Source organism: Microbacterium sp. Z12_35 (assembly GCF_058310475.1).
This window is the reverse complement of record NZ_JBZEGJ010000001.1, coordinates 2,020,804-2,047,035: the sequence shown is the minus strand read 5'-3', so window position 1 is coordinate 2,047,035 and position 26,232 is coordinate 2,020,804. Positions and strand designations below refer to the sequence as shown.

General features: G+C 69.6%; 30 protein-coding genes. 20 read left to right on the top strand and 10 right to left on the bottom strand.

The window, feature by feature from the left end; genetic code table 11:
• Positions 1-83: 83 nt before the first annotated feature.
• From AC4FS1_RS09840 to AC4FS1_RS09830, 3 genes are all read right to left on the bottom strand, one after another.
• Positions 84-1,262: an ROK family transcriptional regulator gene (locus AC4FS1_RS09840; protein ID WP_491154592.1), complete on the bottom strand. Its 1,179-nt coding sequence runs from the start codon at positions 1,260-1,262 to the stop codon at positions 84-86.
• 119 nt (positions 1,263-1,381) lie between these two features.
• Positions 1,382-2,443 carry an ABC transporter permease gene (locus AC4FS1_RS09835; RefSeq protein WP_491154590.1) on the bottom strand — a complete coding sequence of 354 codons (1,062 nt, stop codon included), beginning with the start codon at positions 2,441-2,443 and terminating at the stop codon, positions 1,382-1,384.
• Positions 2,440-3,915: a sugar ABC transporter ATP-binding protein gene (locus AC4FS1_RS09830; RefSeq protein WP_491154588.1), complete on the bottom strand. Its 1,476-nt coding sequence runs from the start codon at positions 3,913-3,915 to the stop codon at positions 2,440-2,442. The genes AC4FS1_RS09835 and AC4FS1_RS09830 overlap by 4 nt, the downstream gene beginning before the upstream one ends.
• Before the next feature lie 322 nt (positions 3,916-4,237).
• On the opposite strand from AC4FS1_RS09830, the gene AC4FS1_RS09825 reads away from it, so the two are divergent.
• The 16 genes from AC4FS1_RS09825 (at position 4,238) to AC4FS1_RS09750 (ending at position 19,579) form a co-directional block, all read left to right on the top strand.
• A complete protein-coding gene (locus AC4FS1_RS09825) occupies positions 4,238-5,284 on the top strand; it encodes a substrate-binding domain-containing protein (protein ID WP_491154587.1) in 1,047 nt (348 codons plus the stop codon).
• A gap of 96 nt (positions 5,285-5,380) precedes the next feature.
• Complete coding sequence (locus tag AC4FS1_RS09820; RefSeq protein WP_491155695.1) at positions 5,381-6,526, top strand: Gfo/Idh/MocA family protein; 1,146 nt, start codon at positions 5,381-5,383, stop codon at positions 6,524-6,526.
• Positions 6,527-6,562: 36 nt separating this feature from the next.
• Entirely contained in the window at positions 6,563-7,564 is a 1,002-nt protein-coding gene (locus tag AC4FS1_RS09815; protein WP_491154586.1) for a sugar phosphate isomerase/epimerase family protein, read from the top strand.
• Positions 7,565-7,952: 388 nt separating this feature from the next.
• Positions 7,953-8,525, top strand: coding sequence for an alternate-type signal peptide domain-containing protein (locus tag AC4FS1_RS09810; RefSeq protein WP_491154584.1), 573 nt, complete (start codon positions 7,953-7,955; stop codon positions 8,523-8,525).
• Between the two features lie 63 nt (positions 8,526-8,588).
• Positions 8,589-9,179: a hypothetical protein gene (locus AC4FS1_RS09805; protein ID WP_491154583.1), complete on the top strand. Its 591-nt coding sequence runs from the start codon at positions 8,589-8,591 to the stop codon at positions 9,177-9,179.
• Positions 9,176-10,105 carry a hypothetical protein gene (locus AC4FS1_RS09800; protein WP_491154581.1) on the top strand — a complete coding sequence of 310 codons (930 nt, stop codon included), beginning with the start codon at positions 9,176-9,178 and terminating at the stop codon, positions 10,103-10,105. The genes AC4FS1_RS09805 and AC4FS1_RS09800 overlap by 4 nt, the downstream gene beginning before the upstream one ends.
• Complete coding sequence (locus AC4FS1_RS09795) at positions 10,102-10,719, top strand: signal peptidase I (RefSeq protein ID WP_491154580.1); 618 nt, start codon at positions 10,102-10,104, stop codon at positions 10,717-10,719. Before AC4FS1_RS09800 ends, AC4FS1_RS09795 begins: the two co-directional genes overlap by 4 nt.
• Positions 10,720-10,765: 46 nt before the next feature.
• Positions 10,766-11,770, top strand: coding sequence for a Gfo/Idh/MocA family protein (locus AC4FS1_RS09790; protein ID WP_491154578.1), 1,005 nt, complete (start codon positions 10,766-10,768; stop codon positions 11,768-11,770).
• Positions 11,771-11,914: 144 nt separating this feature from the next.
• The gene (locus AC4FS1_RS09785; RefSeq protein WP_491154576.1) at positions 11,915-13,189 is read left to right on the top strand and encodes an endo-1,4-beta-xylanase; all 1,275 of its coding nucleotides are present in this window, start codon (positions 11,915-11,917) and stop codon (positions 13,187-13,189) included.
• Positions 13,190-13,192: 3 nt separating this feature from the next.
• Entirely contained in the window at positions 13,193-14,443 is a 1,251-nt protein-coding gene (locus tag AC4FS1_RS09780) for a D-arabinono-1,4-lactone oxidase (protein WP_491154574.1), read from the top strand.
• Between the two features lie 165 nt (positions 14,444-14,608).
• Positions 14,609-14,821, top strand: coding sequence for a DUF3072 domain-containing protein (locus tag AC4FS1_RS09775; protein ID WP_491155694.1), 213 nt, complete (start codon positions 14,609-14,611; stop codon positions 14,819-14,821).
• On the top strand, positions 14,818-15,705 hold the full coding sequence (locus tag AC4FS1_RS09770) for an aminoglycoside phosphotransferase family protein (RefSeq protein ID WP_491154573.1): 888 nt from the start codon (positions 14,818-14,820) through the stop codon (positions 15,703-15,705). The genes AC4FS1_RS09775 and AC4FS1_RS09770 overlap by 4 nt, the downstream gene beginning before the upstream one ends.
• A 151-nt stretch (positions 15,706-15,856) precedes the next feature.
• Positions 15,857-16,699 carry a MetQ/NlpA family ABC transporter substrate-binding protein gene (locus AC4FS1_RS09765; protein ID WP_491154571.1) on the top strand — a complete coding sequence of 281 codons (843 nt, stop codon included), beginning with the start codon at positions 15,857-15,859 and terminating at the stop codon, positions 16,697-16,699.
• Positions 16,687-17,727, top strand: a complete 1,041-nt coding sequence (locus tag AC4FS1_RS09760; RefSeq protein WP_491154569.1) for a methionine ABC transporter ATP-binding protein — start codon at positions 16,687-16,689, stop codon at positions 17,725-17,727. Before AC4FS1_RS09765 ends, AC4FS1_RS09760 begins: the two co-directional genes overlap by 13 nt.
• Positions 17,724-18,392, top strand: coding sequence for a methionine ABC transporter permease (locus AC4FS1_RS09755; protein WP_491154567.1), 669 nt, complete (start codon positions 17,724-17,726; stop codon positions 18,390-18,392). Before AC4FS1_RS09760 ends, AC4FS1_RS09755 begins: the two co-directional genes overlap by 4 nt.
• Positions 18,393-18,394: 2 nt before the next feature.
• Positions 18,395-19,579 (top strand): aminotransferase class I/II-fold pyridoxal phosphate-dependent enzyme, encoded by a 1,185-nt coding sequence (locus AC4FS1_RS09750; protein WP_491154565.1) that lies wholly within the window; start codon positions 18,395-18,397, stop codon positions 19,577-19,579.
• A gap of 12 nt (positions 19,580-19,591) precedes the next feature.
• Here the strand turns inward: AC4FS1_RS09750 and AC4FS1_RS09745 are convergent, their stop codons facing one another.
• Both AC4FS1_RS09745 and AC4FS1_RS09740 read right to left on the bottom strand, forming a co-directional pair.
• Positions 19,592-20,317 (bottom strand): DUF72 domain-containing protein, encoded by a 726-nt coding sequence (locus AC4FS1_RS09745; RefSeq protein WP_491154563.1) that lies wholly within the window; start codon positions 20,315-20,317, stop codon positions 19,592-19,594.
• A gap of 100 nt (positions 20,318-20,417) precedes the next feature.
• Positions 20,418-20,912: a MarR family winged helix-turn-helix transcriptional regulator gene (locus AC4FS1_RS09740; RefSeq protein WP_491154561.1), complete on the bottom strand. Its 495-nt coding sequence runs from the start codon at positions 20,910-20,912 to the stop codon at positions 20,418-20,420.
• Positions 20,913-21,077: 165 nt separating this feature from the next.
• Between AC4FS1_RS09740 and AC4FS1_RS09735 the strand changes: the two genes are divergently transcribed.
• Both AC4FS1_RS09735 and AC4FS1_RS09730 read left to right on the top strand, forming a co-directional pair.
• Positions 21,078-21,623 (top strand): MarR family winged helix-turn-helix transcriptional regulator, encoded by a 546-nt coding sequence (locus AC4FS1_RS09735; RefSeq protein WP_491154560.1) that lies wholly within the window; start codon positions 21,078-21,080, stop codon positions 21,621-21,623.
• 87 nt (positions 21,624-21,710) lie between these two features.
• Entirely contained in the window at positions 21,711-21,962 is a 252-nt protein-coding gene (locus AC4FS1_RS09730; protein ID WP_491154558.1) for a hypothetical protein, read from the top strand.
• Position 21,963: 1 nt separating this feature from the next.
• Here AC4FS1_RS09730 and AC4FS1_RS09725 read toward each other — a convergent pair whose 3' ends face one another.
• Positions 21,964-22,278: a DUF7882 family protein gene (locus AC4FS1_RS09725; protein ID WP_491154556.1), complete on the bottom strand. Its 315-nt coding sequence runs from the start codon at positions 22,276-22,278 to the stop codon at positions 21,964-21,966.
• 117 nt (positions 22,279-22,395) lie between these two features.
• Here AC4FS1_RS09725 and AC4FS1_RS09720 point away from each other — a divergent pair, with 117 nt between their 5' ends.
• Positions 22,396-22,713 carry a DUF7882 family protein gene (locus tag AC4FS1_RS09720; protein WP_491154554.1) on the top strand — a complete coding sequence of 106 codons (318 nt, stop codon included), beginning with the start codon at positions 22,396-22,398 and terminating at the stop codon, positions 22,711-22,713.
• A gap of 6 nt (positions 22,714-22,719) precedes the next feature.
• Here AC4FS1_RS09720 and AC4FS1_RS09715 read toward each other — a convergent pair whose 3' ends face one another.
• Positions 22,720-23,049, bottom strand: coding sequence for a DUF7882 family protein (locus AC4FS1_RS09715; protein WP_491154552.1), 330 nt, complete (start codon positions 23,047-23,049; stop codon positions 22,720-22,722).
• A 119-nt stretch (positions 23,050-23,168) separates the two neighbouring features.
• On the opposite strand from AC4FS1_RS09715, the gene AC4FS1_RS09710 reads away from it, so the two are divergent.
• Positions 23,169-23,312: a hypothetical protein gene (locus AC4FS1_RS09710; RefSeq protein ID WP_491154550.1), complete on the top strand. Its 144-nt coding sequence runs from the start codon at positions 23,169-23,171 to the stop codon at positions 23,310-23,312.
• A gap of 18 nt (positions 23,313-23,330) precedes the next feature.
• On the opposite strand, the gene AC4FS1_RS09705 is transcribed toward AC4FS1_RS09710, so the two are convergent.
• Genes AC4FS1_RS09705 through AC4FS1_RS09695 form a run of 3 tightly spaced genes read right to left on the bottom strand, consistent with a single transcriptional unit; the run spans position 23,331 to position 26,219 of the window.
• Positions 23,331-24,731: an aspartate aminotransferase family protein gene (locus AC4FS1_RS09705; protein ID WP_491154548.1), complete on the bottom strand. Its 1,401-nt coding sequence runs from the start codon at positions 24,729-24,731 to the stop codon at positions 23,331-23,333.
• Between the two features lie 42 nt (positions 24,732-24,773).
• Positions 24,774-24,971: a hypothetical protein gene (locus AC4FS1_RS09700; RefSeq protein ID WP_491154547.1), complete on the bottom strand. Its 198-nt coding sequence runs from the start codon at positions 24,969-24,971 to the stop codon at positions 24,774-24,776.
• Between the two features lie 48 nt (positions 24,972-25,019).
• The gene (locus AC4FS1_RS09695; RefSeq protein ID WP_491154546.1) at positions 25,020-26,219 is read right to left on the bottom strand and encodes an ROK family transcriptional regulator; all 1,200 of its coding nucleotides are present in this window, start codon (positions 26,217-26,219) and stop codon (positions 25,020-25,022) included.
• Between the last annotated feature and the right edge of the window lie 13 nt (positions 26,220-26,232).

The window sequence follows — 26,232 nt, the reverse complement described above, 5'->3', positions numbered from 1 at the left end:
CGAGCTCGACGCTGTCGAGGTGCTCATCGACGCCTGAGCGTCTGCGTCGCCGCGGGGCGGCAGTGAGGAGCGGGATGCTGTCGTCAGGCGCTGACCAGCGTTTCGAGTGTCTCCGGCGAGAGGACGTGCTCGATGGCCAGCATGCTCGCACCGAGGACGGCGGCGTTCTGCGCAGCCACCGACTGCACGATCGCCAGGTGCTCGGTGGCCAGCGGCGTCGAGCGGGTGTAGACGATCTCGCGGACACCGGCGATGAGGTGCTCTCCGACGCGCGCCATCGAGCCGCCGATCGCGATGACCGACGGGTTCATGAGGCTGACGCACGTGGTGAGGACCTCGCCGATGTCGCGTCCGGCCTGCCGCACGGCTTGGATGGCGTCGATATTGCCGCGCTTGACGAGAGCGATCACGTCGTTGCCGTTGTCGGCAGGAACCCCTTGCGCGGTCAGTGCGCGGGCGATGGCCGGTCCGGACGCCAGCGCTTCGAGGCATCCGCGGTTGCCGCAATGGCACGGCACGTCCGCGCCGCGCGCGACCTGTACGTGGCCGATGTCGCCCGCGATGCCCTGGGCGCCGCGCTGCAGGGTGCCGCCGGAGATCACGCCCGCGCCGATGCCGGTGGCGACCTTCACGAAGAGGAGGTGCTCGATCCCCGGCCAGGCCGCGGCGCACTCACCCAGGGCGGAGATGTTGACGTCGTTGTCCACGAGCACCGGCACGTCGAGATGCTGCCGCACCCAGCCGGGAACATCGAACCGATCCCATCCCGGCATGATCGGAGGATTGACCGGCTGCCCGGTGGAGTGCTCGACCGGGCCGGGGATGCCGACGCCGATGGCGGCGAGATCCTTCGTCGACCGCCCCAGCTGATCCAGGAGGGCCATGGCGTTCTCGACCAGCCAGGTGAGCACCGGGACCGGTCCCAGCGTCACGTCCAGGGGAGCGCTGTGCGCGGCGAGGGTGGAGCCGGCCAGGTCGGTGACTGCGACGGTCGCGTGCGAGGCTCCGATGTCGGCGGCAAGCACCAGGCGTGCGCTCGGGTTGAGCGCGAAGAGGGACGGAGGTCGACCACCCGTGGAGACGGTCTCCGCGATCGGCGTGACCAGGCCCATGCGCATCAGTTCGTCCACGCGGGCAGCGATGGTCGACCGGGCGAGTCCGGTGGACTTCGCCAGTTCCGCACGCGTGCGGGGCACGCCATCCCGCAGAAGTTGGAACAGTTGCGTGACGCCGGAGATCCCGCTGGAGGAATCGATGCTCATGCTCACCCTGCTTCGTTGGACTTCGGCGCTCGCCGGTACCGAAGTCACCGGCCTTTCAACGGGATGCCACGGCCCGGTGCCACTGATCGATCATAAGTCGGTGGCACCGAGCCGCCGGCTCACCCCCTCCCGGTGGGCCGGGCGAAGCGCTGCTGCAGCAGCACCGCGACGACGATGATGACGCCCTTGACGACGTTCTGCACCGACGATGACAGGTTGTTCTGGACGAAAACGTTGGTGAGAGTCTGGAAGATGAGGACACCGAAGACCGTACCGGTGATCGTGCCGCGCCCACCCGCGAGCAGCGTGCCGCCGACGACGACCGCCGCGATGACGTCGAGCTCGAGGAGCATGCCGTGCGTGGATGTGCCCGCGGTGGTGCGCCCCAGGATCATCACTCCGCCGATACCGGCGCACAGGCCGGAGATCGCGTACAGCCACATCGTGTGGCGCTTGACGGGGATGCCCGCGAGGCGCGCCGCCTCGCGGTTTCCGCCGATCGCGACCGTGCGACGGCCGAAGGTGGTGCGGTTGAGCACCACCCAGCCGAGCGCGGCGACGATCGCGAAGATCCAGATCAGCATGTCGACGCCGAGGATGTCGAGGTTCATGAAGGTGATGAAGTCGCGGTCTCCCACCTGCAGCGTGCGACGGTTGGCCAGGATCTCGGCCAAACCGCGTGCCGCGACGAGCATCGCGAGCGTCGCCATGAAGGCCACGACCTTGCCGTACGCGATGACGACCCCGTTGATCAGACCCGCCCCGAGGCCCACCGCCAGGGCGAGGAGCACCATGACGATCCAGTGGAGGCTTTCGGAGAGGTCCTGAATGACGGCGAGGGATGCCACGACCGAAGCCAGCCCGAGCACCGAGCCGACGGACAGATCGATGCCCCCCGCGATGATGACGAGGGTCATGCCGATCGCAACGACGCCGATGATCGAGGCTGCGCGCAGGATCGTGAGGATATTACTCACGCTCAGGAACGTGTCGGGCGCGGTGACGGCGCCGACGATCACGAGGACGAGCAGCGCCACGACGAGCCCGAGGTTGCGTCCGACCGAGCCGGAGAGGATGCGCCGCCAGGCGGGAACCGGCTCGGTCGCGGTGGTGCTCGTGGTGGGGGGCGGTTCGGTCGCCGTCTGCCCGGCTCCGGTCCCCGACGGGGTCTGCTCGCTCACGCGGCCGTTCCTTTCATGACGAGATCGAGCACACCGTGCTCATCGATCTGGGAGGCGGGAAGAGTGGTGAGGACGCGTCCATCCGCGATGACCAGGACGGTGTCGGCCAGCCCCAGCACCTCTTCGATCTCGCTGGAGACGATCACGAGCGCGTTGCCCTCCGCGGCGAGGCGGCGGATGAGCTGATAGATCTCCGAGCGCGCGCCGACGTCGACGCCCCGGGTGGGCTCGTCCAGCAGCAGCACGCGCGTTCCGTGCACGAGCCATCGGGCGAGGAGGATCTTCTGCTGATTGCCGCCCGACAGCGTGGAGGCGGGCCGGTCGGGGTCGGCGGGTCGCAGTTCGAGCGCCTCGATCTGCTCGCGCGCGACCTGACGCTCGGCGCGCTCGTCGAGGAAGCCGGCCTTCGCGAACCGGGACACCGACGACAGCGTCACGTTGACGAAGATGGGCTCATCGAGGACGAGGCCCTGACTCTTGCGCTCCTCGGGCGAGAGCCCGATGCCGGCGTTGACGGCCGCGACGACCGAGCCGCGCCGGAGCACTTCGCCGCCCACGCGGACGGAGCCGGCGGTGGACTTCCGGGCGCCGTAGACGGTCTCGAGGATCTCGGAGCGGCCCGAGCCGACCAGTCCGGCCAGCCCCACGATCTCGCCCCCGCGCACGGTGAAGGACACATCCGCGAAAACGCCCGCCAGGCCGAGGTCCGCGACGTCGAGGACGACAGGCGCATCGGCGGCGATGGGCGTCGCAGGCGGGAAGACGTTGGCCACCTCGCGGCCGGTCATGAGACGGATGAGTTCGGTTGTCGGGGTGTCCGCGACCGGGAGGCCCGTTGCTGTCGTCCGGCCGTCCTTGAGGACGGTGATCCGGTCGCCGATCTGGCGGATCTCCTCGAGGCGGTGGGTGATGTACACCACTGCGATGCCGGCCGCCGTCAGTTCCCGCACCACTCCGAACAGGTTCTTGACCTCTTCGGAGTCGAGCACGGCCGACGGCTCGTCCATGATCATGAGTTTGATGTCGTGCGACAGTGCCCGAGCCATGCTCACGATCTGCTTGTTGGCCGCACTGAGCGAGCCGACCTCGGTGTTCGGCGCGAGGTTGCTGTGACCGAGGCGCCCCAGCAGAGCGCGGCTCTGCTTCGCCGCCTCCGCCCGCCTTGTGAACCCGCCGCTGGCCACCTCGTGGCCGAGGAAGATGTTCTCCGCGATGGTCAGGCCGTCCACGACGTCCAGCTCCTGGTACATCGTGGCGATGCCCATTTCGATCGCCGACTCGGGAGTGGGGATGTCCACCGGCTCCCCGCGCCAGCGGATCTCTCCCTCATCCGGGCGGTGGACACCGGCGAGAGTCTTGATGAGCGTCGACTTCCCCGCGCCGTTCTGGCCCAGCACGCAGTGCACCTCGCCCGCGGCGACCTCGAGGTCTACCCCCCGGAGCGCGCGTACCCCGGCGAACGACTTCGTCACACCCCGAACGGAGAGTAATGCCGATGAATGGTCATCTTTGATCACGCAGTGAACATAACACGCCGGGGAGCGGGATGACGAGGGTCCGATCCGGCGCACTCAGCGGCGTGCACGGGACGTCTCTGCACCGGCACGCGTCGGTGCTCGCCCCGATACCGCGGTCATCGGCACTTCTGACGGCGGAAAAACAAAAGATGCCTCTTCGTGATCTCCTTCTGTTACGGTGAGTCGCGTCAGCGTGGACTCCATGAGTGCGGGCAGCTCCCCTCAGGTTCCGTTCCACCTGTCGCAAGAAGCTGCATCACATTCAAGGAGGAACAACATGCGCTCATATCTGAAGGCGCGCACGCGACTGGTGCTCACCGGCACCGCGATCGTCGCTGCCGCCGGACTTCTCGCAGGCTGTACCGGTGGAGGTGCGGACGAGGAATCCGTCGTCGACCAGGGCACCTCGTCCGAAGAGAACGCGGAGGCGGGCGACACCGTCGTCATCGGGTTCTCCGGACCCGCGGCCGACCATGGCTGGCTGGGCGCGATCAACTCCGGTGCCATCGCGGCGGGCGACAGCTTCGACGACGTCGATCTGCGGGTCGCCGAAGGCACCAACGACCCGATCGCCCAGATCGCGGCCGTCGAGACCTTCATCAACGAGGGTGTCGACGCCATCGTGCTGCTTCCGACCGACGGCGCCGCGCTGACCGAGATCGCCATCGAGGCGATGGAGGCCGGCATCCCGGTCATCAACGTCGACCGGGAGTTCTCGAGTCCGTTCGCCGCGCGCACGACGGTGCTCGGCGACAACTACGGCATGGGCGTCAGCGCCGGCACCTATGTCTGCGAGGAGCTGGGCGAGAATGCCGACGCCGTCGTCGCGGAGATCGCCGGCATCGACTCGCTGCCGCTGACACAGGATCGCTCCCAAGGGTTCGCAGATGCCCTGGAGGACTGCGGCCTCGAGGTGTCGGCCCGCGTGGCCGCCGACTTCACCGTCGCCGGCGGCGAGACCGCCGCCTCGCAGCTGCTCTCGGCCAACCCGCAGATCGACGCCATCTGGAACCACGATGACGACCAGGGGGTCGGCGTTCTCGCGGCCATCGACGCTGCCGGGCGTGACGAGTTCTTCATGATGGGCGGCGCCGGTAGCCGCAGTGCCATGGAGGCCATCGAAGCCGACGACTCCGTGCTGAAGGCGACGGTCATCTACCCGTCGACCCAGGCCGCCGACGGCGTGGCGCTGGCGCGTCTCATCGCCCAGGGCAAGACGATGGGTGACATCGTGACACCCAGCGTCGCGAACCGCATCGTGCTCGACGCCCCCGTCGTCACGAAGGAGAACGTCGCCGACTTCATCGACCTGTCGTTCGAGTAGACCGCACCTCGCGTGGGGCGTCCGTCGATCACTCGGCGGGCGCCCCATATCCACCTCCGGAAGGACTCTGCGTTGACCAACACGCTTCGCGTCGCCATGATCGGCCACGGCTTCATGGGTGCCGCGCACTCACAAGGGTGGCGCGTCGCTCCCCGGTTCTTCGACCTTCCGCTGGACCCCGAGATGTCGGTGGTCGTCGGCCGCAACACGTCAGCTGTCGAAGCATCCGCCCGGAAGTGGGGCTGGGCGGAAGCGGCGACCGACTGGCGGGAGGTCATCACGCGCGATGACATCGACCTCGTCGACATCGTCACGCCCGGCGACACGCACGCCGAGATCGCGATCGCCGCACTCGAGGCCGGCAAGCACGTGCTGTGCGAGAAGCCGCTCGCCAACTCGGTCGCCGAGGCCGAGCGCATGGCAGCCGCCGCCGAGCGCGCGGCCGCCACCGGGGTGCGCTCCATGGTCGGCTTCACCTACCGGCGGGTGCCGGCGACCACTTTCGCCCGCGACCTCGTGGCGGCGGGGCGGATCGGCGAGATCCGTCAGGTGCGCGCGGAGTATCTGCAGGACTGGCTGTTCGACGCCGAGGCGCCCCTCACCTGGCGGCTGGACAAGGATCTGGCCGGCTCCGGAGCGCTCGGCGACATCGGCGCGCACGCGATCGATCTGACCGAGTTCATCACCGGCCAGAAGGTGACGACCGTGTCGGGCATCCTCGAGACGCTCGTGACCGAGCGTCCGCTTCTGGGTGAAGGTGTGGGGCTGTCGGGCACCGCCTCCACCGAGCGCGGCGCCGTCACCGTGGACGACCTCGCCCTCTTCACCGGGCGGCTGGATTCAGGTGCGCTCGCCTCGTTCGAGGCGACCCGCTTTCGGACGGGCCGGAAGAACGCCCTGCGACTGGAGATCTCCGGCTCGCTCGGTGCGATCGCCTTCGACCTCGAACGCCTCAACGAGCTGGAGTTCTACGACGCGACGCTCCCCGCCACGGAGCAGGGGTTCCGGCGCATCCTCGTCACCGAGCCCGGCCACCCGTACGCCGCAGCCTGGTGGCCGACCGGTCACATGCTCGGCTACGAGCACGGCTTCACCCATCAGGTGTACGACCTCGTCACGTCGATCCACGACGGGGTGCAGCCGCATCCCTCGTTCGAGGACGGTCTGCATGTGCAGCGCGTCCTCGATGCCGTCGAACGGAGCTCCGACGCCGGCAGCGCCTGGACTCCCGTCGACCACTGACGCCCCATCCCTCGCTTCCCTGGAAGGAAAATCGCCATGACGCGACCCATCACTCTCTTCACCGGCCAGTGGGCCGACCTGCCGTTCGAGGAGGTCGCCCGCCTCGCATCCGAATGGGGCTACGACGGCCTTGAGATCGCCTGCTGGGGAGACCACCTCGATCCCTGGCGCTGGGATGACGCGGAGTATGTCCAGGGCAAGCTCGACCTTTTGCAGCGGTACGGACTGAAGGTGTGGGCGATCTCGAACCACCTGAAGGGCCAGGCGGTGTGCGACGACCCGATCGACCAGCGCCACCGCGACATCCTGAGCGACCGGGTCTGGGGCGACGGGAACCCGGAGGGTGTTCGCCAGCGGGCTGCCGAGGAGATGAAGAACACCGCGCGTCTCGCGGCCAAGCTCGGCGTGAAAACCGTCGTCGGCTTCACCGGGTCGTCGATCTGGAAGTACGTCGCCATGTTCCCGCCGGTCTCGCAGGAGGCCGTCGACGCCGGTTACCAGGACTTCGCCGACCGCTGGAACCCGATCCTCGACGTCTTCGACGAGGTGGGGGTGCGGTTTGCCCACGAGGTGCACCCCAGCGAGATCGCCTATGACTACTGGACCACGGTCCGCACACTGGAGGCCATCGGCCACCGTGAAGCGTTCGGCCTGAACTGGGATCCCTCCCACTTCGTCTGGCAGCAGCTGAATCCCGTCGATTTCATCCTCGAGTTCCGCGACCGGATCTATCACGTGGACTGCAAGGACGTGAAGATGAACATCGGCAACGGACGCAATGGTCGGCTCGGGTCGCACCTGGCGTGGGCGGACCTCCGGCGCGGGTGGGATTTCGTCTCGACCGGCCGCGGTGATGTGCCGTGGGAGGCCGCCTTCCGCGCACTGAACAGCATCGGGTACGACGGTCCGATCTCGGTCGAGTGGGAGGACGCCGGCATGGACCGGCTCGTCGGTGCCCCCGAGGCGCTGGCTTTCGTGAAGAGCAACGCGTTCGAGGCGCCCACCGCGGCGTTCGACGCGGCCTTCAGCACGCGCTGATCCCGCGGTCCTCCGCGACTGCACGGCTTCGTGCCGAGTGCACGGCCTGATGGCGCTGCAAGGCCGTGCGCTCGGCAGGAGGTCGTGCACTCGCGCGAGCACATTGCGCAGGGGTGGGAAGCGAGGACGTGCAATGCGCGACGATTCGGGCTCATGGGAGCGCTCCTATGCGGAACCTGCGGTCACGTTGCGCTTGCGTTGAGGTTGGCCCGTTTCGGCCGGGAAGGGCTTGCGGTAACGCTGTGCAGGCCCTGGTCCTTCGTGGGCCGGTACGTTGCGGCGGGGGGCGGAGACTGATGTTTGTCGCCAGGGAAACGGTCCGAACCGGATCGGGAAAGCCCACGACACTCACCCCGACCAGCGGCCGCTGCCGCGAAAGGACACTCTCATGAAGAACTTCCTCAAGGCCTCGATCGCCACCGCCGCCGGTGTGACCCTCCTCCTCGGTGGAGCCGGAACATTCGCCAGCTGGAACGCCTCCGCCACGACGCAGGGCGCGACCATCGCCGCCGGCAACATGGTCGTCGCAGACTCCGGTGTCGCCGGCACCTGGACCGCGAACGGCTCGACCATCGCCCTCGACGGCTACTCCATCGCCCCGGGCGACACCCTCACCTACACCAAGACGATGGATGTCAGCGCCGAGGGCGACAGCATCCAGGCCACGCTCGGTCTCACCGGCGGCTCGATCGTCGCCGCCGACGTCACGGACGCCGCCGACCAGGCGCTCGCCGGTTACCTGCTCTCCAACGCGACCCTCACCGCCAGCGGCACCGGCATCACCGGCACCGGCCCGACCTTCACCGTGGCCCCCGGAACCGGCGTCGTCGACGAGACCGTCACCGTGTCGGTCACGATCTCCTTCCCCGCCGGTGACACCGCCGGTGGAAACAACGACGCCATGAACGGCGCCGTCAACCTCAGCGACCTCACCGTCACGCTGACCCAGGCCACCGCGTAATCCACGACAGCCACCACCGCCGTCGGGTGGGCGACACGCCCACCCCGCCGAACGAGGATCACAATGAACTCCCACCCCACCCGCGCCTCGCGTCGCGCAGAGCAGAAGCGCCGGGCCTTCGCGCCCACGCGGATGCTGCTGGCAGCGCTCGGTACGGCAGGGGCGATCGTGATCGGCGTCCTGGCCGGCGGCGGCACCTTCGCGGTGTGGGCCACCAGCGCCTCTGCCGCTTCGACCTCCACGGTCACCGCCGGGTCGGCTGCGTTGTCGCTCACGCCGCTCTCCCTCACCGCCACCGATCTGTATCCGGGAAAGACGGTGTGGGGCACGACCACGGTGCGCAACGACGGAACGACGCCGCTCACGCTCTCGCTGCAGGGCATCAGCGGCTCCACCGTGGCCACCGCCTTCACCTCGGCCCTCGTCGTGTCGGCCGGCACCGGGTCGCCGGCGAACTGCACGGCGGGTAAAGTGGCGCCGACGGCGGCCGCCCCCCTCGGAGCCGCCGCGAACCTCGGCACGACGCTCGCTCCGGGAGCAACGGTCACCCTCTGCATCGGCGTGGGCCTGCCCGCCCAAGCTCCCGCAGGAGCGGCCGGCGCCGCATCCACCGCCCTCTCCCTTACCGTCACCGGAACCCAGGTCCACCCATGAGCCGCCGTCGCCTCCTGGCCCCCATCGCCGCCATCGCGACCTTCGTCGCGCTGGCCAGCGGCGGGGCTGCGGCCGCTGTGTGGATCGCCAACGCGTCGGTCTCGGCCAGCGCCTCCTCCGCCACCGTGGCCACGACGGTCACTCAGGCCGGGGCGCTCGCCACGAACTACCGGTATGCAGGAAACACCTCATCCACCGTGGGCGGCACCCTCACCATCGCGAACACGGGTCGCGTGCCCCTGACCTATGCGTTGGCCACCTCGGTGACCGGCAATGCCACCCTCGCGCAGAAGACGGCGCTCATGCTGTGGACCGGCACCTGTTCGGCAACGCCGCCGGCGACCGGCGTCATCACGACCACCCTCGCCGACCCTGCGCCGGCTCTTCCCGCCGCCGCGCGGACGATCGCGCCCGGAACCACCGTCGCCGTCTGCGTCGCCACCCGCATCACGGGCGACGCCACCGCGTCCAATGCCGCACTCCAAGGCCAGAGCGTGACGGCGGCCTTCACCGTCACGGGTCGGGTCGGAACGAACTGGACGGCGACGGCGACGGCCCCTCCGATCACTCAGAGCGTCTGGCGCGTCGCCGCACCGGGCGCCGTGAGCTGCAGCAGCAACTGGTGGAACCGCAGCGTCACCCTGAGCTGGCCGGCTCCCGCGAACCGGGTCGCCGGCTCTGCCGTGGCCTACCGCGTGTACGACTCCGCCACCGGCCTGGAGGTCGCCGCCGTGAGCGTCGACGGCACCTCGGCCTCGGTGAGCTTCGACGGCTACAAGTTCTCGCAGAACGGCACGTACGCGCTGCTGGTCGAGGCGAAGGACAAGTTCACCGGGACCTCCTCGGTCACGGCCGCGCCCATCTCCATCACCCGCACCACGCCCTGGAACCTCGGCGTGCTCTTCCCCACCCTGCAATGCCCATGACCGACGCAACCCCGACCTCCCGTCGTGCGCGACGCGCGGCCGAACGCACGGATGCGCGACAGCACAGTCTCGTGCACTATCTGGCCGTGTCGCTGAGCGCATCGGTTCTCGTGCTGCTGCTGGCGGTGGCGGCAGCCGTCATCGGCGTGCCCGCCCTCGTCGGCGGAACAGCCATGACCGTGCTCACCCAGTCCATGGAGCCCGGTCTGCCCCCCGGCACGCTCGTGGTGATCCGCCCGACGCCGGTCGACGACATCCGTGTCGGCGACGTCATCACGTACCAGATCCGCTCCGGAGACGCGGCCGTCGTCAGCCACCGCGTCGTGTCGAAGACCTACGTGGACGGCGAACTGACGTTCATCACGAAGGGCGACAACAACGACGCGAACGACCCGGAGCCGGTACGGACCGTGCAGATCCGCGGAGCCCTCTGGTACAGCATCCCGATGCTCGGCTGGGTCAACAACGTGTTGCACGGGCCGAACCGCGTGGTGGTGGTCGCCGTCGTGGCGGGCGGGCTGTTCGTCTATGCGATCGCCACGACCGTCGCGGCCGCCCGGGCGAAGCGTCGCCGCGCACGCACCTCAGCCTCTGTGGTCGCGCCGACCGCGTGACGGTGCCGCTCCGCGACCGGCCGGCCGGCCGGGTACCATCGGCCGGGTGACCAGCAAGACTCCGCAGCGCACGCGATGGGCCATCCTCGGACCGGGGGCGATCAGCCGCGACTTCTTGGCCGGGCTCCGAGCGTCCCGGCACGGGATGCTGGCAGCCGTGGGCAGCTCGGATCCCCAGCGCGCCGCGCGCTTCGCCGCCGAGGCGGGGGCTGAGTTCTCGGGAACATACGACGACGTGCTCGCCCGCCCCGACATCGACGCGGTGTACGTGGGCACGGTGCACACCACGCATGCCGACCTCGCGGTCCGGGCTCTGGAAGCCGGGAAAGCGGTGCTGTGCGAGAAGCCGGCGGCACCGACCGCCGCGGAGGTCGCGCGCATGCTCGCGGCCGCGGAACGGGCTGATCGCCCGTTCGTCGAGGCCTTCAAGAACCGGTTCGGGCCGTGGGCCGATGCCCTCCGCGGCGTCCTCGCCGACGGTGCGGTCGGCCGCCCCGTGGGCGTGGAGGCGGCGTTCGGCTTCGCTGCCGGAACGCGATCGGGGCGCCTGTTCGACCCTGCCCTCGCGGGCGGGGCGATCCTCGACGTCGGTTGCTATCCCGTGTCGCTGGCCGTCGAGGTGGCCTTCGCCACGGGCGCCGTCGCCGACGACGACATCGCGGTTCGCCAGGTCGAGGGGCGGATCGAGGCGGGCGTGGATGCGGACAGCGTCGCGCAGATCCGGTTCGGTCGCTGCGAGGGAACACTCGCGACCTCGATCGTCCGCGACCTGCCCTCCGGTGCGGTCATCCACTGCTCCGGGGGCGCCATCGAGCTCCCGGACGCGTGGGGAGGTCGGGCCGAGAGTGCGACCACGATCATCGTCCGCCCGGCCGAGGGGGAGCCCACGGTGATCGAGGTGCCCTCGATCCAGCCGATGGCCGCCGAGGCGGATGCTGTCAGCCTCGCCCTTGCCGAAGGCCGCCGGGAAGCGCCGGAGATGCCGTGGGCGCACACGCGTGCCGTTGCCACCGCGGTGACGGCCTGGCGGGCTGCCGTGATGGCGGGCTGAGCGGACGCTCCCTCCCGTCCGCGGTCACGCGCGAGATCGCGACCGACCCACGGCAGGAACGCCACGACGATCCCCTCCGGCGGCGCGGCTACGCTGAGAAAGCCGCTCCCCCGGGCGGCAGGGGCCGATCGAAGGAGACCGCGCATGTCCGACCTGCGATCGCGGACGGCCGACGCCCGGCTCCGGCTGACCGACGAGCGCGGTGCGCCCCTTTCCCGAGTGCCCGTCACGGTCGAGCAGACACGGCACGCCTTCGGATTCGGCAACATCGGGTTCGACCTCATCGAGTGGCTCGGCGGGCCGCCGCCGGGCGACGAGGTGGGGTCCGCGCAGGTGTTCGGCGGCGCATCCACGGTCGGTCCCGAACTCCTCGCGGAGGCCTATCTCGGCCTCTTCAACGCGGTGACGCTGCCGTTCTACTGGCGCGGATACGAGCCAAAGCGGGGGCATACCGACGTCGAGCGGCTGCGGCGCACCGCGCAGTGGTTCGCCGACCGCGGGGTGACCGTCAAGGGGCATCCGCTCGTGTGGCACACCCTCGCCCCGGCATGGCTGCTCGATCTCGACGATCGCCAGGTGGAGGACGCCATCCGCGAGCGGATCCGCACGGTCGTGACCGGGTTCGCGGGGACCATCGACCTGTGGGACGCGATCAACGAAGCGGTCATCCTCCCCGTCTTCACGGCAGAGGAGAACGCCGTCACCCGGCTCGCGCAGCGCAAAGGCCGCCTCGGCATGGTGCAGATGGCGTTCGATGAGGCGCGCGCGGCGAACCCGGATGCGCGACTCGTTCTGAACGACTTCGACTGGTCCGCCGATTACGAGCGCCTCATCTCGGAAAGCCTCGAAGCCGGTGTTTCCCTCGACGCGATCGGCGTGCAGACGCACATGCACCAGGGCTACCGCGGCGACGAGAAGATCAGCGAAGTGCTGCGGCGCTTCTCGCGGTTCGGACTTCCGGTGCAGGTGACCGAGACGACGCTCCTCTCCGGCGCGCTGATGCCGAAAGACATCGAGGACCTCAATGACTACGCCGTGGAGGACTGGCCGTCAACGCCCGAGGGCGAGGCGCGCCAGGCCGAGGAGATCGTCCGCCACTACCGCAACGTCCTTGCCCATCCCGCGGTCGAATCCCTCACCTACTGGGGTGTGACCGACGCCGGCGCGTGGCTCGGGGCGCCGGCGGGCCTCCTGCGGGCCGATGGCTCACGCAAGCCGTCGTATGACGCCTTGCACGCCCTCATCCGCGGAGAATGGTGGACCCCGCCCACGCCGACGCAATCCGACGACAATGGGATGGTCGCGGTGTCAGGGTTCGCCGGCTCGTATCGGGTGACGACGGATGCGGCGGAGGCCGAGGTCGAGCTGCCGGCCGGCGACTCGGTGGCCGACGTGGTTCTTCTGGGTGCAGGGAGGTAGACGATGGGCACCAACTGGGCAGGCAATCTGACCTATTCAGCCGCTGAGACGGCATCGCCGACCTCGATCGCCGGTGTTGTCTCCGCTGTGCGGGGGGCGGCGAAGCTCAAGCCGCTGGGAAGCCGGCACAGCTTCAACACGATCGCCGACACCGACGGGCTGGCGATCTCGGTGGCATCGCTTCCCCGCGAGGTGTCGATCGACAGCGATCGCCGAGTGGTGCGGGCGGCGGCGGGCCTGCGGTACGGCGACCTCGCCGGCGAGCTCGAACGGGCCGGCTGGGCGCTGGGCAATCTCGCGTCGCTGCCGCATATCTCCCTCGCCGGCGCGGTGGCGACCGGAACCCATGGGTCGGGCGACCAGGTCGGCTCGCTTGCGTCCGCGGTCGCGGCGGTGGACCTCGTCCTCGCCGACGGCGAGACGCGCACCTTCCGGCGCGGCGAGGCGGACTTCGCCGGCACCGTCGTCTCCCTCGGAGCCCTGGGCGTCGCCACCGCGGTGGAGCTGGACATCGTTCCGAGCTATGACATCGCGCAGACCGTGTACGAGCGCCTGCCGCTGGAGGCGGCGCTGGAACACTATGACGCGATCACGGCGCTCGGCTACAGCGTGTCCCTGTTCACGACCTGGCGCGACCCCGACACCGTCGACCAGATATGGCTGAAGCGGCGGGCGGATGCGGCGGCCCCGGCCCCCGACGAGATCTTCGGTGCCCGCCCCGCCCCGGGCAAACGGCATCCGCTCCCGGGCGTCGACCCCGAGCACTGCACGGAACAGCTCGGGGTCCCCGGTCCGTGGCTGGCGCGCCTGCCGCACTTCAAGCTCGAGTTCACGCCGTCCAACGGCGACGAGTTGCAGAGCGAGTATCTGGTGCCGCGGGCACACGCCGCTGGTGCGCTGCGCGCCATCCGGTCGCTCGCAGGAGCGATCGCGCCGCTCCTGCTGGTGTGCGAGGTGCGCACGGTCGCCGGGGATGACCTGTGGCTCTCACCCGCGGAGGGCGGCGACGTCGTCGGCCTGCACTTCACCTGGCTGTCGCGGCAGCCCGAGGTGGAAGCGCTGTTGCCGCGGATCGAGACGGCTCTCGAGCCCTTCGCCGCTCGCCCGCACTGGGGCAAGGTCTTCGACGTGGACGCCGCGCGCGAGCGCCTTCCGCGGCTGTATCCGCGCTGGGAGGACTTCCGGCAGCTGCGTGCCTCCCTCGATCCCGAGCGCCGCTTCGTCAATTCCTTCCTCGAACGCCTCGGGGCGTAGCCGGCCGTGCCGGGGGCCCGGTCGCATGCCGAGCCCCGGTGCGTTCGTCAACCCCCGCGGTCCCATCCGGGCGTGCCGCCTAGCATCGAACGCATGTCCGAATCGAACGACTCCGTCCCGAACGACTCCGTCCCGAACGACTCCGTCCCGAACGATGACCGGGAGATGCTCGGCGCCACCGGAAGCGCCGACACCTCAGCGGAGAAGGACCCCTCCGACTGGGTCACCGGCGATGAGCCGATGACCGCCCCGCAGCGCAGCTACCTCGACACTCTCGCGCGGGAGGCCGGCGAGGAGATCCCCGCCGACATCACCAAGGCCGAGGCGTCCGAGCACATCGACCGCCTCCAGCAGAAGACCGGTCGCGGCGCCGAGTGAGCCCCGGTTCGCGCGGCGTCGACGCCCGTCGTATCGACTCCGCTCTCGTCCGGGAGCTGCTCGTCGAGCAGTTCCCGGACTGGGCGGACCTCCCGGTGCGTCCGGTGGCGGTGGGCGGCAACGACCACCGCATGTTCCACCTGGGCGATGACCACAGCGTGCGCCTGCCCAGCGCTGCGGGCTATGTCCCGCAGGTGGAGAAGGAGCAGAAGTGGCTGCCCGTGCTGGCGGATGCGGCTCCGCTGCCCATCCCGGCGGTCCACGGGCGCGGGAAGCCCTCGGATCGCTTCCCCGCGCCGTGGTCGGTCTACGGGTGGCTGCCGGGTACCCCCGCATCCCAGGCGCAGGTCGATGATGAGGTTCGTTTCGCGCACGACCTCGCCGCGTTTCTCGTCGCGGTCCGATCTGCGGACACGACCGAGGCTCCGGGGCCGGGCGCGCACAGCGCGTATCGCGGCGGACCCGTGAGCCGCTGGGACGACGAGATGCACGACCTGGTTCTCCGCGTCGCCGGCCGCGAGCGCGACCTTGCTGCCGGGCTGTGGCGTGACGCGCTGGGCGCGGAGATGACCGGCGCCGCCGTCTGGGTGCATGGTGACGTCGCGGGCGGGAATCTCCTCGTCCGGGATGGCCGCCTCGCCGCCGTGCTGGATTTCGGATGCAGCGCCGTGGGCGACCCGGCCTGCGACGTCGTGCCGCTGTGGACGATGTTCGGTGATGACGCGCGCAGCGAGTTCCGCCGCACCCTCGACCTCGACGACGCCACCGAGGCGCGCGGCCGGGGCTGGGCGCTGTGGAAGGGGCTCCTCATGATCGCGAACGAGCCCCCGGGGCAAGCCGCGTTGGGCCGCCGCGTGCTGGATGTGCTCTTCTCGGGCGTGTGAAGCGCCCGCACCACGCACGGATTGTTGCACCGTATGACGACCCGAATCGGGGGATGAGGGCAAGCGTTCTAGCGTGGCGGAGCGGCAGTGGCGCGCGAACCCGACGCGCCGCGCAGCGGTCGCACCCCTTGCACGGCGAAAGAGGACTCCCATGCGCATTCCCCGCACCCTGTTGGCCGGAACTGCGGCTCTCGCTCTTGCGCTGACCGGATGCGCGGGCGCATCGGCGCCGGCCTCCGATGGTTCCGAGGCCGCCGACAAGACCACGATCAAGGTCGGGTTCAACCCCGGGCCGTACCTGGAGATGTTCCAGGACGGCATCGTGCCGATCCTCGAGGAGGACGGCTACGACGTCGAGACGGTCGACTTCACCGACGGCATCGTCGTGAACGTGGCGGTCGACTCCGGCGAGATCGACGCCAACATCATGCAGCACCCGGTGTTCCTGGAGTTCGTCAACGCCCAGGAGGGCATCGACAACGCCGCCCTGGTACAGATCCCCACCCCGCGGATGGGCCTGTTCGGCGGCAAGCAGACGTCGCTCGAGGACGTCCCCGACGGCGCGACCGTCACCGTGCCCAATGCGCCCTCGAACCTGTACCGCGGGCTGCTGATCCTCCGCGATGTGGGATGGATCGACTTCGAGGACGTCGAGGACCCGAACACCGCCGACCTGTCGATCATCACCGACAACCCGCACAACCTGAACATCACTCCGATCGAGAACGCCCAGCAGGTCCCCGCCCTGCAGGATGTGGACTACGCGGCCATCCAGGGCAACTTCATCATCTCCGGTGGTCTCGACTACGACGACGCCCTCGCCGTGGAAGACCAGCCGCTCGAGTTCTCCAACGTCGTGGCCGTGCGAGGAGCAGATGTGGACTCCGAGTGGGCCCAGGCGCTCAAGGCCGCCTACGAGTCCCCGGAGTTCATCGAGTACATCACCTCGTCTTCGCAGTACGACGGTTACAACCTCCCCGCATGGTTCGAATGAGCTCTGCGGGCTCGGGGACGATCGTCTTCGACGACGTCTCCAAGACGTTCCCGCGAAGGGCCGCCGACACGGCGGCCCTTCGCGGCGTCTCCCTCGAGGTGACCGAGGGAACCATCTTCGGCGTCATCGGTTACAGCGGCGCCGGCAAGTCCACCCTCATCCGCATGGTGAACGGGCTGGAGCGGCCCACCTCCGGCCGCGTCGCCGTGGACGGGGTGGACATGGGGGCGCTGCGCGGCCGCGACCTCCGGGACGCCCAGAAACACACGGGCATGATCTTCCAGCAGTTCAACCTGCTGGAAACCGTCCGGGTCCGTGACAACGTCGCCCTGCCGCTCCGCCTGGACGGGGCAGGCAAGGCCGACGCCCGCGCCCGCGCCGAGGAGGTGCTCGACTTCGTCGGCCTGAGCGGAAAGGCCGACAGCTTCGCAGGGGAACTCTCCGGCGGGCAGAAGCAGCGGGTCGGCATCGCTCGCGCGCTCGTGCGCAATCCGCGCATCCTGCTCTCGGATGAGGCCACCAGCGCGCTGGATCCGACCACCACGGTGCAGATCATCGACCTGCTGCGCGACATCAACCGGGAGTACGGCACCACCATCCTCGTCGTGACGCACGAGATGGACGTCATCAAGGATCTCGCGCACGAAGTCGCGGTGATGGCGGATGGCCGCGTCGTGGAGCAGGGGAGCGTGTTGGACACATTCCTCCGCCCGCGCGAAGAGATCACGCGGGACTTCGTCTCCACCGTCGTGCCGCAGGGGCTGCCCCGCCGGGTCGTGGACCACCTCGGGAACGCCGGACTGTGGCGCCTGCTGCTGCTGGACGAGGAGGTCACCCAGCCACTCGTGTCGGACCTCATTCGCAACCTGGACGTGTCGGTGAACATGCTGCATGCCGACATGACCGAGATCCAAGACCACACGGTCGGGCAGATGATCGTGCAGGTCACCGGCGCACCGGACCGCGTACGGGCGGCACGGGCCTACCTGGCCGAGCGCGTCGTCGACCTGAAGGACGTGATCGCGTGACCGGCGACCGCTGGACCCTCATCACTCCCGACATCTATCTGAAGGCGCTCGGCGAGACGCTGCAGATGCTCGGGGTGGCCCTCGCGCTGGGCTCGATCCTCGGAATCACCATCGGCACCGTGCTGGCGATCACCCGACCCGGCGGTGTGCTGCCCCACCGGCCGCTGAACCTCCTGCTGGGGATCGTGGTCAACATCGTCCGCTCGTTGCCGTTCATCATCCTGCTGGTCGCCATCCTCCCGTTCACCCGCTTCATCGTCGGCACGAGCATCGGGGTGTGGGCGGCCATCGTCCCGCTGACGGTGATGATCGCCCCCTACATCGGGCGGCTCGTGGAGAACTCGCTGCTGGAGGTTCCGAGCGGGGTGATCGAGGCCGCCCGGGCGATGGGTGCGTCACCGCTGCAGATCTTCTGGCGTTTCCTTCTCCCCGAAGCGCGCGGCTCGCTCATCCTCGCGGTGACCATCGCGACGGTCGGGCTGATCGATGCCACCGCGATGGCGGGCACGGTCGGCGCGGGCGGCATCGGTGATCTGGCGCTTTCGTACGGATACCAGCGTTATGACGGCTTCGCGATGGTGATCACCGTCATCACGCTGATCGTCCTGGTCCAGGGCATCCAGATGGTCGGCTCCTCGATCGCCCGGCGATTCCGGCGGAGGTGAGCGTGGTCTCCTTCCAGCCCGCGGCGCGGGTGAGGGCGCTTGCGCCGAACTTCTGGGGCGGCATGGACCGCGAGATCGCCCGGCTTTCCGCCCAGCCGGGGCCGGTGATGATCGACGTGTCCAAGGGCAACCCGGATGTCCCCACGCCCGAGCACATCGTCGCGGCGATGCAGCGGGAAGTGGCCGATCCGGTCAACCACCGTTATCCGTCGTACGCCGGCCGGCCGTCGCTGCGTCACGCGATCGCCCGCCGGTACCGGGAGGATCACGGTGTGGAGGTCGACCCCGACGCCGAGGTGGCGGTCTCCCACGGCTCGCACGAGGCGCTCCTGGCCGCCGTCATGGCGCTCGCCGATCCCGGGACGAACGTCGTCCTGCCCGACCCGGGTTACCCCCTCTACACGTCGGCGACCAGCCTGGCCGGTGCGCGGCTCGTGCCGCTCCCTCTCCCCGCGCCGGCCTACCAGCCCGACTTCGCCGCCTTGGCGGACCTCAGCGACGCGTCGCTGCTGCTGCTGAACTATCCGAACAATCCCACGGGCGCGCTGGCGGTTCCGCAGACCTTCGAGGGAGCCGTCGCCTTCGCCCACCGGACGGGCGCGGCCTTCGTGCACGATTTCGCGTACTCCTCCCTCGGGTTCGACGGTCACCAGCCGTTGTCGGCGCTGGCCATCGATCGTGCACACGAGGTGACGCTCGAGGTGCAGACCCTGTCGAAGAGCTACAGCATGGCCGGATGGCGCGTGGGGTACGCGGCGGGCAACGCGTCGATCATCGCGGCCATATCGCGCTACCAGGCGCACGCGTTCAGCACCCTCTTCGGCGCCGCACAGGAGGCTGCCGCCGCGGCGCTGGTCGGGGACCAATCGGCGGTCGCCGACCTGGTGGCGATGTACGAGCGTCGCCGGAACGTCGTCGTGGCGGGCCTGCGCCGCATCGGGTGGGAAGTCACCGCGCCTGACGGGAGCTTCTTCGTCTGGGTCCGCGTGCCCGGCGGCGGGGATGCGGTGGCCTTCGCCGGCCGCCTCCGCGAGGAGCAGCGGGTCGCCGTCGCCCCCGGAGACGGGTTCGGGCCGGGCGGACGCGGCTACATCCGCATCGGCCTCGTGCGAGACGAAGAAACGCTCGCCGAACTGATCGAGCGGCTTCATTCCTTCACCGCGCCCGACGGGACGACCATCCCGTGACAGCGACCCGTGTCACGCCAGCGCGTCGCGCAGCGCCCGGGCGTCGCGGACGGCGTTGCCGCCCAGATCGTTGTTGAAGTAGGCGTACACGTCGAGGCCCTGCGCCAGCCACTCGCGGATGCGGTCGGTCCACCACGCGATCGCGTCCGGGCTGTACGACCCGTTGTAGAGCGTGTCGTCGGGGCCGTGAAGGCGCAGGTAGACGAAGGATGCGGTGGCCCGCAGGACGCACGGCAGACCGGCACCGCTCATCACGCAGTACGCGGCCCCATGCCGTTCGAGCAGCTGGAAGACCTCTTCATCCACCCAGGACGGATGCCGGAGCTCGACCACCGGCCGGGAGTCCGCGGGGAGCCCCTCGAGGAAGGCTGCGAGGCGCGCGTCATCGCGCTCAGCCTTCGGGGGGAGCTGGGCCAGGAACGGACCGCGCCGATCGCCCACCGCCGCCAGGCCGACCGCGATCCTCTCCTGCCATTCCGGTGTCAGCGTGAGGCTGCGCGCGTGCGTGACCCCGCGGGGAGCCTTGACGGCCAACTGGAACCCCGCCGGAAGCCGGTCACGCCAGGCGGCCAGGCGCTCGGGGCGCGGCCAGCGGTAGAAGCTGGTGTTGAGCTCGACGGTGTCGAACTCTTGGACGTACCGGGCGAGCTGGTCGCGGGTGCCGGGCTCGTAGAGAACCCCCCGCCAGTGCGGGTAGCTCCACCCCGACGTCCCGATCCACGCGCGCGGTGTGTGCATGCAGGTCCTCCCGCATCGACCATTCCCGATCGACGCCGCGGATGCAGCGGGTTGACCCGGGGGCGTTTCCCGCGCTACCGCGTTCCGCTACTGCGTCACGCTACTGCGAGGGCTGCGCATCCGATCCGACGGTCGCGTTCACCGCGTCGAGGTAATGCTCCTCCGCGCGATGCAGGTCGTCGAGGAACTCCACGACCGTGCGCCGCTCCTGAGCGGCCAGCCGTGCGGCGGCGACGGACACGGCCACACGGCGGACGGCGAGCAGCCGGCGTGCGGGGGATCCGGCCGGGACGGTGGCCCGGACGATGATGCTTCGCCGATCCTGCGGGTGAGGTTCCCGCTCGACCCACTCGGCCTGAACGAGGCGATCGATCAGCGCCGTGGTCGCGGCGGAAGAGATGCCGAGCATCGCGGACAGGCTGCGCGGGGTCGCCTCCTCGCCGCTGGCCTCCAGCTCGATGAGGTGGCGGAGCACGCGAGCGTCGTTCGGGCCGATACCCAGTGCGGAAAGGGTCGCGCGATCGACGGACTTCTCCACGCTGGACAGGTCGTCCAGAGCTTTTACGACGTCATCCGCCGACGCGGTATGCCTCACAACACCTCCTCGGGGCACCACCTAGCAGAACGAGATACTTAAGAGCTAAGCAAGTAGCTTGATGATGCAAAACATCGTACTCGCTGGTCCGCGGCCTGCGCACCGCTGTCAGCAAAGTCGCCCGGACTGGACGGGCCCCACCGGCGCTGGCATAGGATGCCGCACGTGGAAGAAACGCCGGCCGAGCCGTCGCGCTATTGGTACGGCGCGACCGATGAGGACCGCAAGCGCCGAGCGGTCGAGGTGCTGCAAGCCTTCCGCGTGTACCGCGCAGCCGAGCTCGCCATGCGGCGTCGCACCCGCGAATCCATGTCGATGGGGGAGAACGAGCTGCTGGTTCTCCGCTACCTCTTGCGGGCGTCGGGGGAGGGTCGCTCGGTGTCGCCGAGCGAGCTCACGCGTTACCTGGGCGTGTCCACCGCCTCCACGACCGCCATCATCGACCGCCTCGAGAAGTCGGGGCACGTGACGCGCGTTCCACACCCCTCCGATCGCCGCAGCATCCTGGTCGTGGCCACGCAGAAGTCCGACGCCGAGGTGCGTGCGACTCTGGGGAAGATGCACGAGCGGATGATGTCGGCCGTGGTGGACATGACGCCGGAGGAGAGCGCCATCGTGGTGGCCACCCTTGCCCGTCTGCAGGATGCCGTCGACCAGGTCGACGCGCACGAGGATGACTCGCAGCATCCCGATGCAGAAGTCGCGAGCTGACGAGCACGCTGCACCGCCCGCCAGGCCGATAGTCCCGCGGGCAGCGGAGTATTCGCGTTTGCCTGACCGGCGTGGAACGATGTGGACATGGACGATAAGGGGAGGGACGGCAGTGCGGCCGGGAGCCCCGCGGACGGAGCCGTACTGGAGATCGAAGGGGTCGAAGTGACCTCGTTCAGCGCGGTCGTGAAACGCCTGTGCGTGGCCTATCCGGCTGTCCCCTCCACCCGCGTCGAGACGATCCTGCTCCGCGAGTGGGAGGCCTTCACGGCGGGTCGACCGCTCGTGGTCCCCACGGCCGTCGAGGAGGGCGTGCGCGAGATCCTCGATCAGCTCTGAATCAGGACGGGCGCCCCTCGGGCGGTTCGGCGATGAGCATCAGCCCGCCCGAAGAATTGGCCGAACCGGCCAGCGCCTCGATCCATGTCCGGCTGAGCATGGCCGGCTCCGGGTCGTCGAACACGAAGCGCATCGGAATGGACGGATGCAGCCACACGGTGCTGCGACCGGGTTCCTCGTCGTCCGAATGCGCCCACGAGAGGGTGAAACTCTCCCCCCGCCGCAGTTTCGTCGCGATGACCACTTTCAGGTGAGCCAGTGCCCGGTCCTCGATCTCGATCGGGGTGGCGGAGTCGCCGTAGAAGATCGTTCCCACGCCCCTACGGTACGTGTCGCCCCTGATGTCCTCGAAGGGCTTGCGCTCCGACCCGGCCGCCCGTATCCGGGCCCCATCCTTACGGGTGTGTTCGCTGCGGAGCGCTAGGCTCGGCGCATGGGCAGATTCATCTACGACACGATGCCGAACTCGGTCGACATCGACGATCGCACGCTGGCGCATCTTCGCATCGTCGTGATGAACAAGCTCCGACGCTCCGAGTCGTTCATGTTCGACGTCGAGGTCGGCGACGGCAGCGGTCGGCGGAGCTATTGGATGCACCCCGCCGTGCCGATCCAGTTCCACTTCTTCGGAAGCCGCACCCCTCGCATCAACCGCGCATGGGTGGAAGAGCTCATGCTCGTCGCGAGCGGCCCGAACGGTCTCACGATCGTGCCCGAGCCCTCCGAGGACTCGTTCGTCGAAGAGGGCTGACGCCCCTCAGGACTGTCCGCTGTGCTGGGCGGGAACGTCGAAATGCTCCGCCACGAGCATGATGCCACCTGACGAGTTCGCCGAGTCCGCCAGCTCCTCGATCCACTGACGACTCAACGTCGCCGGCTCCGGGTCGTCGAAGACGAATCGGAGCGGAATCGAGGGGTGGAGCCACAGCGTGCTGCGGCCGTGCGGTTGGTCTTCGGGATGGCGCCACGACACCGTGAAGCTCTCGCCACGACGCAGCTTCGTGGCGATGACGACCTTCAGGTGTGCGAGGGCGCGATCCTCGATGTGGACCGGCGTGCCCGACCCGCCGTAATAGATGGTGCCCATGGTGCCCACCCTAGCCCGCGCGCCGCATCGGGCGGATACGCCTCGCGGCGCGGGCCTGTCAAGGGGATGCGCGGGATGAGCGCCCTTGCGACGCTGGATGTGTCGGAAGGACGAGGACCGTGACCTCACGCCAGATTCCGGGGGCCCCCGGAGACGAAGAACCCGTCGAGGGCACCGCCACGGCCGACGACGCCTTCGCGGGTCTGACAGCGATCGACGTGGTCGAAGGGGAGCTCATTCCCCGCGGCCGCCGCCTCGGCTGAGCCGCACGTCGCCGGGCCTCAGAGCCGTGTCCAGGCCTCTGACAGCACACCCCGGAGGATCTGCTCGATCTCATCGAACTCGGCCGGACCGGTCGTGAGGGGCGGGGCCAGCTGGATGACCGGGTCGCCGCGGTCATCCGCCCGGCAGTACAGCCCCGCATCCAGCAGAGCGCCGGAGAGGAACCCGCGCAGGAGCCGCTCGGACTCGTCGGAGGTGAAGGTCTCACGCGTCTGCTTGTCCTTGACCAGCTCGATCCCGAAGAAGTACCCGTCCCCGCGCACATCGCCCACGATCGGCAGGTCGTTCAGCTTCTCCAGGGTCGCGCGGAAGAGGGGCGAGAACTCACGGACGCGTCCGTTGAGGTCTTCCTCCTCGAAGATGTCGAGGTTCTCCAGCGCGACGGCGGCCGAGACCGGGTGGCCGGCGAATGTGTAGCCGTGCGGAAAGCTCACCGTTCCGGTCGCGAACGGCTCGTGGATGCGGTCGCTGATGATCGTGGCTCCGATGGGCGAGTAGCCGCTCGTCATCGCCTTGGCGCACGTGATCATGTCGGGGACGTACCCGTACGCGTCGCACGCGAACCACTCGCCGATCCGCCCGAACGCGCAGATCACCTCGTCGCTGACGAGGAGTACGTCATGCCGGTCGCAGATCTCGCGTACCCGGGCGAAGTAACCGGGCGGAGGCGGGAAGCATCCGCCGGAATTCTGCACGGGTTCCAGGAACACCGCCGCGACCGTCTCGGGCCCCTCGAAGAGGATCATCTCCTCGATGCGGTCGGCCGCCCAGACGCCGAACTCCTCGAGCGATCCCGGGAAGCCCATGTCGCGGGCGCGGTAGTAGTTCGTGTTCGGCACCCGGAACCCGCCCGGGGTCACCGGCTCGAACATCTCCTTCATCGCCGGGAGGCCGGTGATGGCCAGCGCACCGTGGGGCGTGCCGTGGTAGGCGACGGCGCGCGAGATGACCTTGTGCTTGGTGGGGCGCCCGCGCAGCTTCCAGTACTGCTTGGCCAGCTTGAACGCCGTCTCCACGGCCTCGCCGCCGCCGGTGGAGAAGAAGACGCGATTGAGGTCGCCCGGGGCATAGTGCGCGAGACGCTCGGCGAGTTCGATCGCCGCGGGATGCGCGTACGACCAGATCGGGAAGAACGCCAGCTCCTCGGCCTGCCGGGCGGCGGCCTCGGCCAAACGGCGCCGCCCATGCCCGGCGTTCACGACGAACAGCCCCGACAGTCCGTCGATGAAGCGCCGGCCGGACACATCCCAGATGTGGTGGCCCTCGCCGCGGGCGATGATCGGGACGCCCGGGCCTTCGGTCATCACCGATTGCCGGGCGAAATGCATCCAGAGGTGGTCTCGGGCGGCTGCCTGGAGGTCGTGCTCCGTGCGCGGCTGGTTTCCGGTCGTCGTGGACATGCCTCCCCCTTCGGCGTTGTCGGCGACGTTACCGCGCCGCGGCTACGCGGCGATACGGTTCGGGCCGTCCGGGAGCGGGAGGGTGGGTTCCGCGGGCGAGGGAGCCAGGGGCTCGTCGGGGTAGGGGGCCAGGGGCTCGTCAGGGTACGGGGCGAGCGGCTCGGCCGGACCGTCGGGGGCGGGGATGCCTGGCGAGGCCGGAACGTCGGGCGGCAAGGAGGGAAGGCTCGGATCGCTCATTCCTCCAGCCTGGCGCGGGGCATGCCGCGGGCGAAGGGCTTGCCGGGCTCAGCCGCGGGGTGTAGCGGCGGCGACGCGCCACGCTGCGGCCGCGGGATCTTCCAGGAGCGGTTCGAACGCCGCCTCGGCCGCTCCGATGAGAAGGCGATCGGCCGCGAGGGAGGCGACGCGGATGTCGAGGCCCTCGGCGTTGGCGGGCATGGCCAGTGCCGCAGCCGCCCGGGTGAGGGCGGGGAAGTCCAGCTCGGCGATCGTTGCCAGGAACCCGCCCAGCACGATCACCGACGGGTTGAGGACATTGACGGCATTGGCGAGCGCAGTGGCGAGGATGCGGCGCTGGCGCGAGACCTCGTCCGCGACGGCCGGCACCGTGGATGCGGCGAGCACAGCGCCGAGCGTGGGCTCATCCGCGGCGGCCAGCCCCACCGCATCCAGGAGGCGGGCGCGACTCACCTCGTCCTCCAGCACGCCCGCAGGCGCCCGGCGGTCGGCGTCGGAGACGATGCCGGGGCGATTCTGCCCGAATTCGCCCGCGTATCCGCCTGCGCCGGACACGGCGATCCCCTGCACGATCAGACCGCCGCCGATGCCGCTGGCACCACCGTTGAGGTAGACGACGTCGGCGATCCCGTACGCCGCCCCGAACCGGTGCTCGGCGAGAACCCCCAGACTCGCGTCGTTGCCCACCACCGCGGGGAGACCGGTCGCCTCGGAGACCATGGAGCGCAGCGGCGCATCCGTCCACCCCAGGTGGGGGGCGGTGCGCACGACGCCGTCCGCCTCACGGACGAGCCCCGGTACGGCGACTCCCACCGCGCTCACCGTGGCGCCGGCCAGCGGACCGGACAGCCATCGCTCGATGTGCGCGCGCACCAGGCTCGCGGTCTCCTCGGGGGAGAGGAGGTGGTCCATCTCCACGCGCTCGCGCACCGGGATGGAGCGATCCAGCCGCACGGCGGCGATTTCCAGCGCGTCCACTTCCGGGTTCACCGCGACCGCGACGACATCGGGATGCGTCTCGACGACGGGGGACGGGCGTCCGACGCGGCGTTCGGGTGAGGGAGCGCCCTCGCGGACGAGGCCGAGTTCGACCAGTTCGCCCACGAGGTCGGCGATGGTCGAGCGGTTGAGGCCCAGTTCCGCGGTGAGGGTGGCCCGCGAAGCGGGGCCGCTCACGTGCACGCGCCGCAGGAGGCGACCGAGATTGCCGGCACGAACCTGCTCGATCCCGGTCCGCGGCGTGGTCATCGCACCAGAGTAG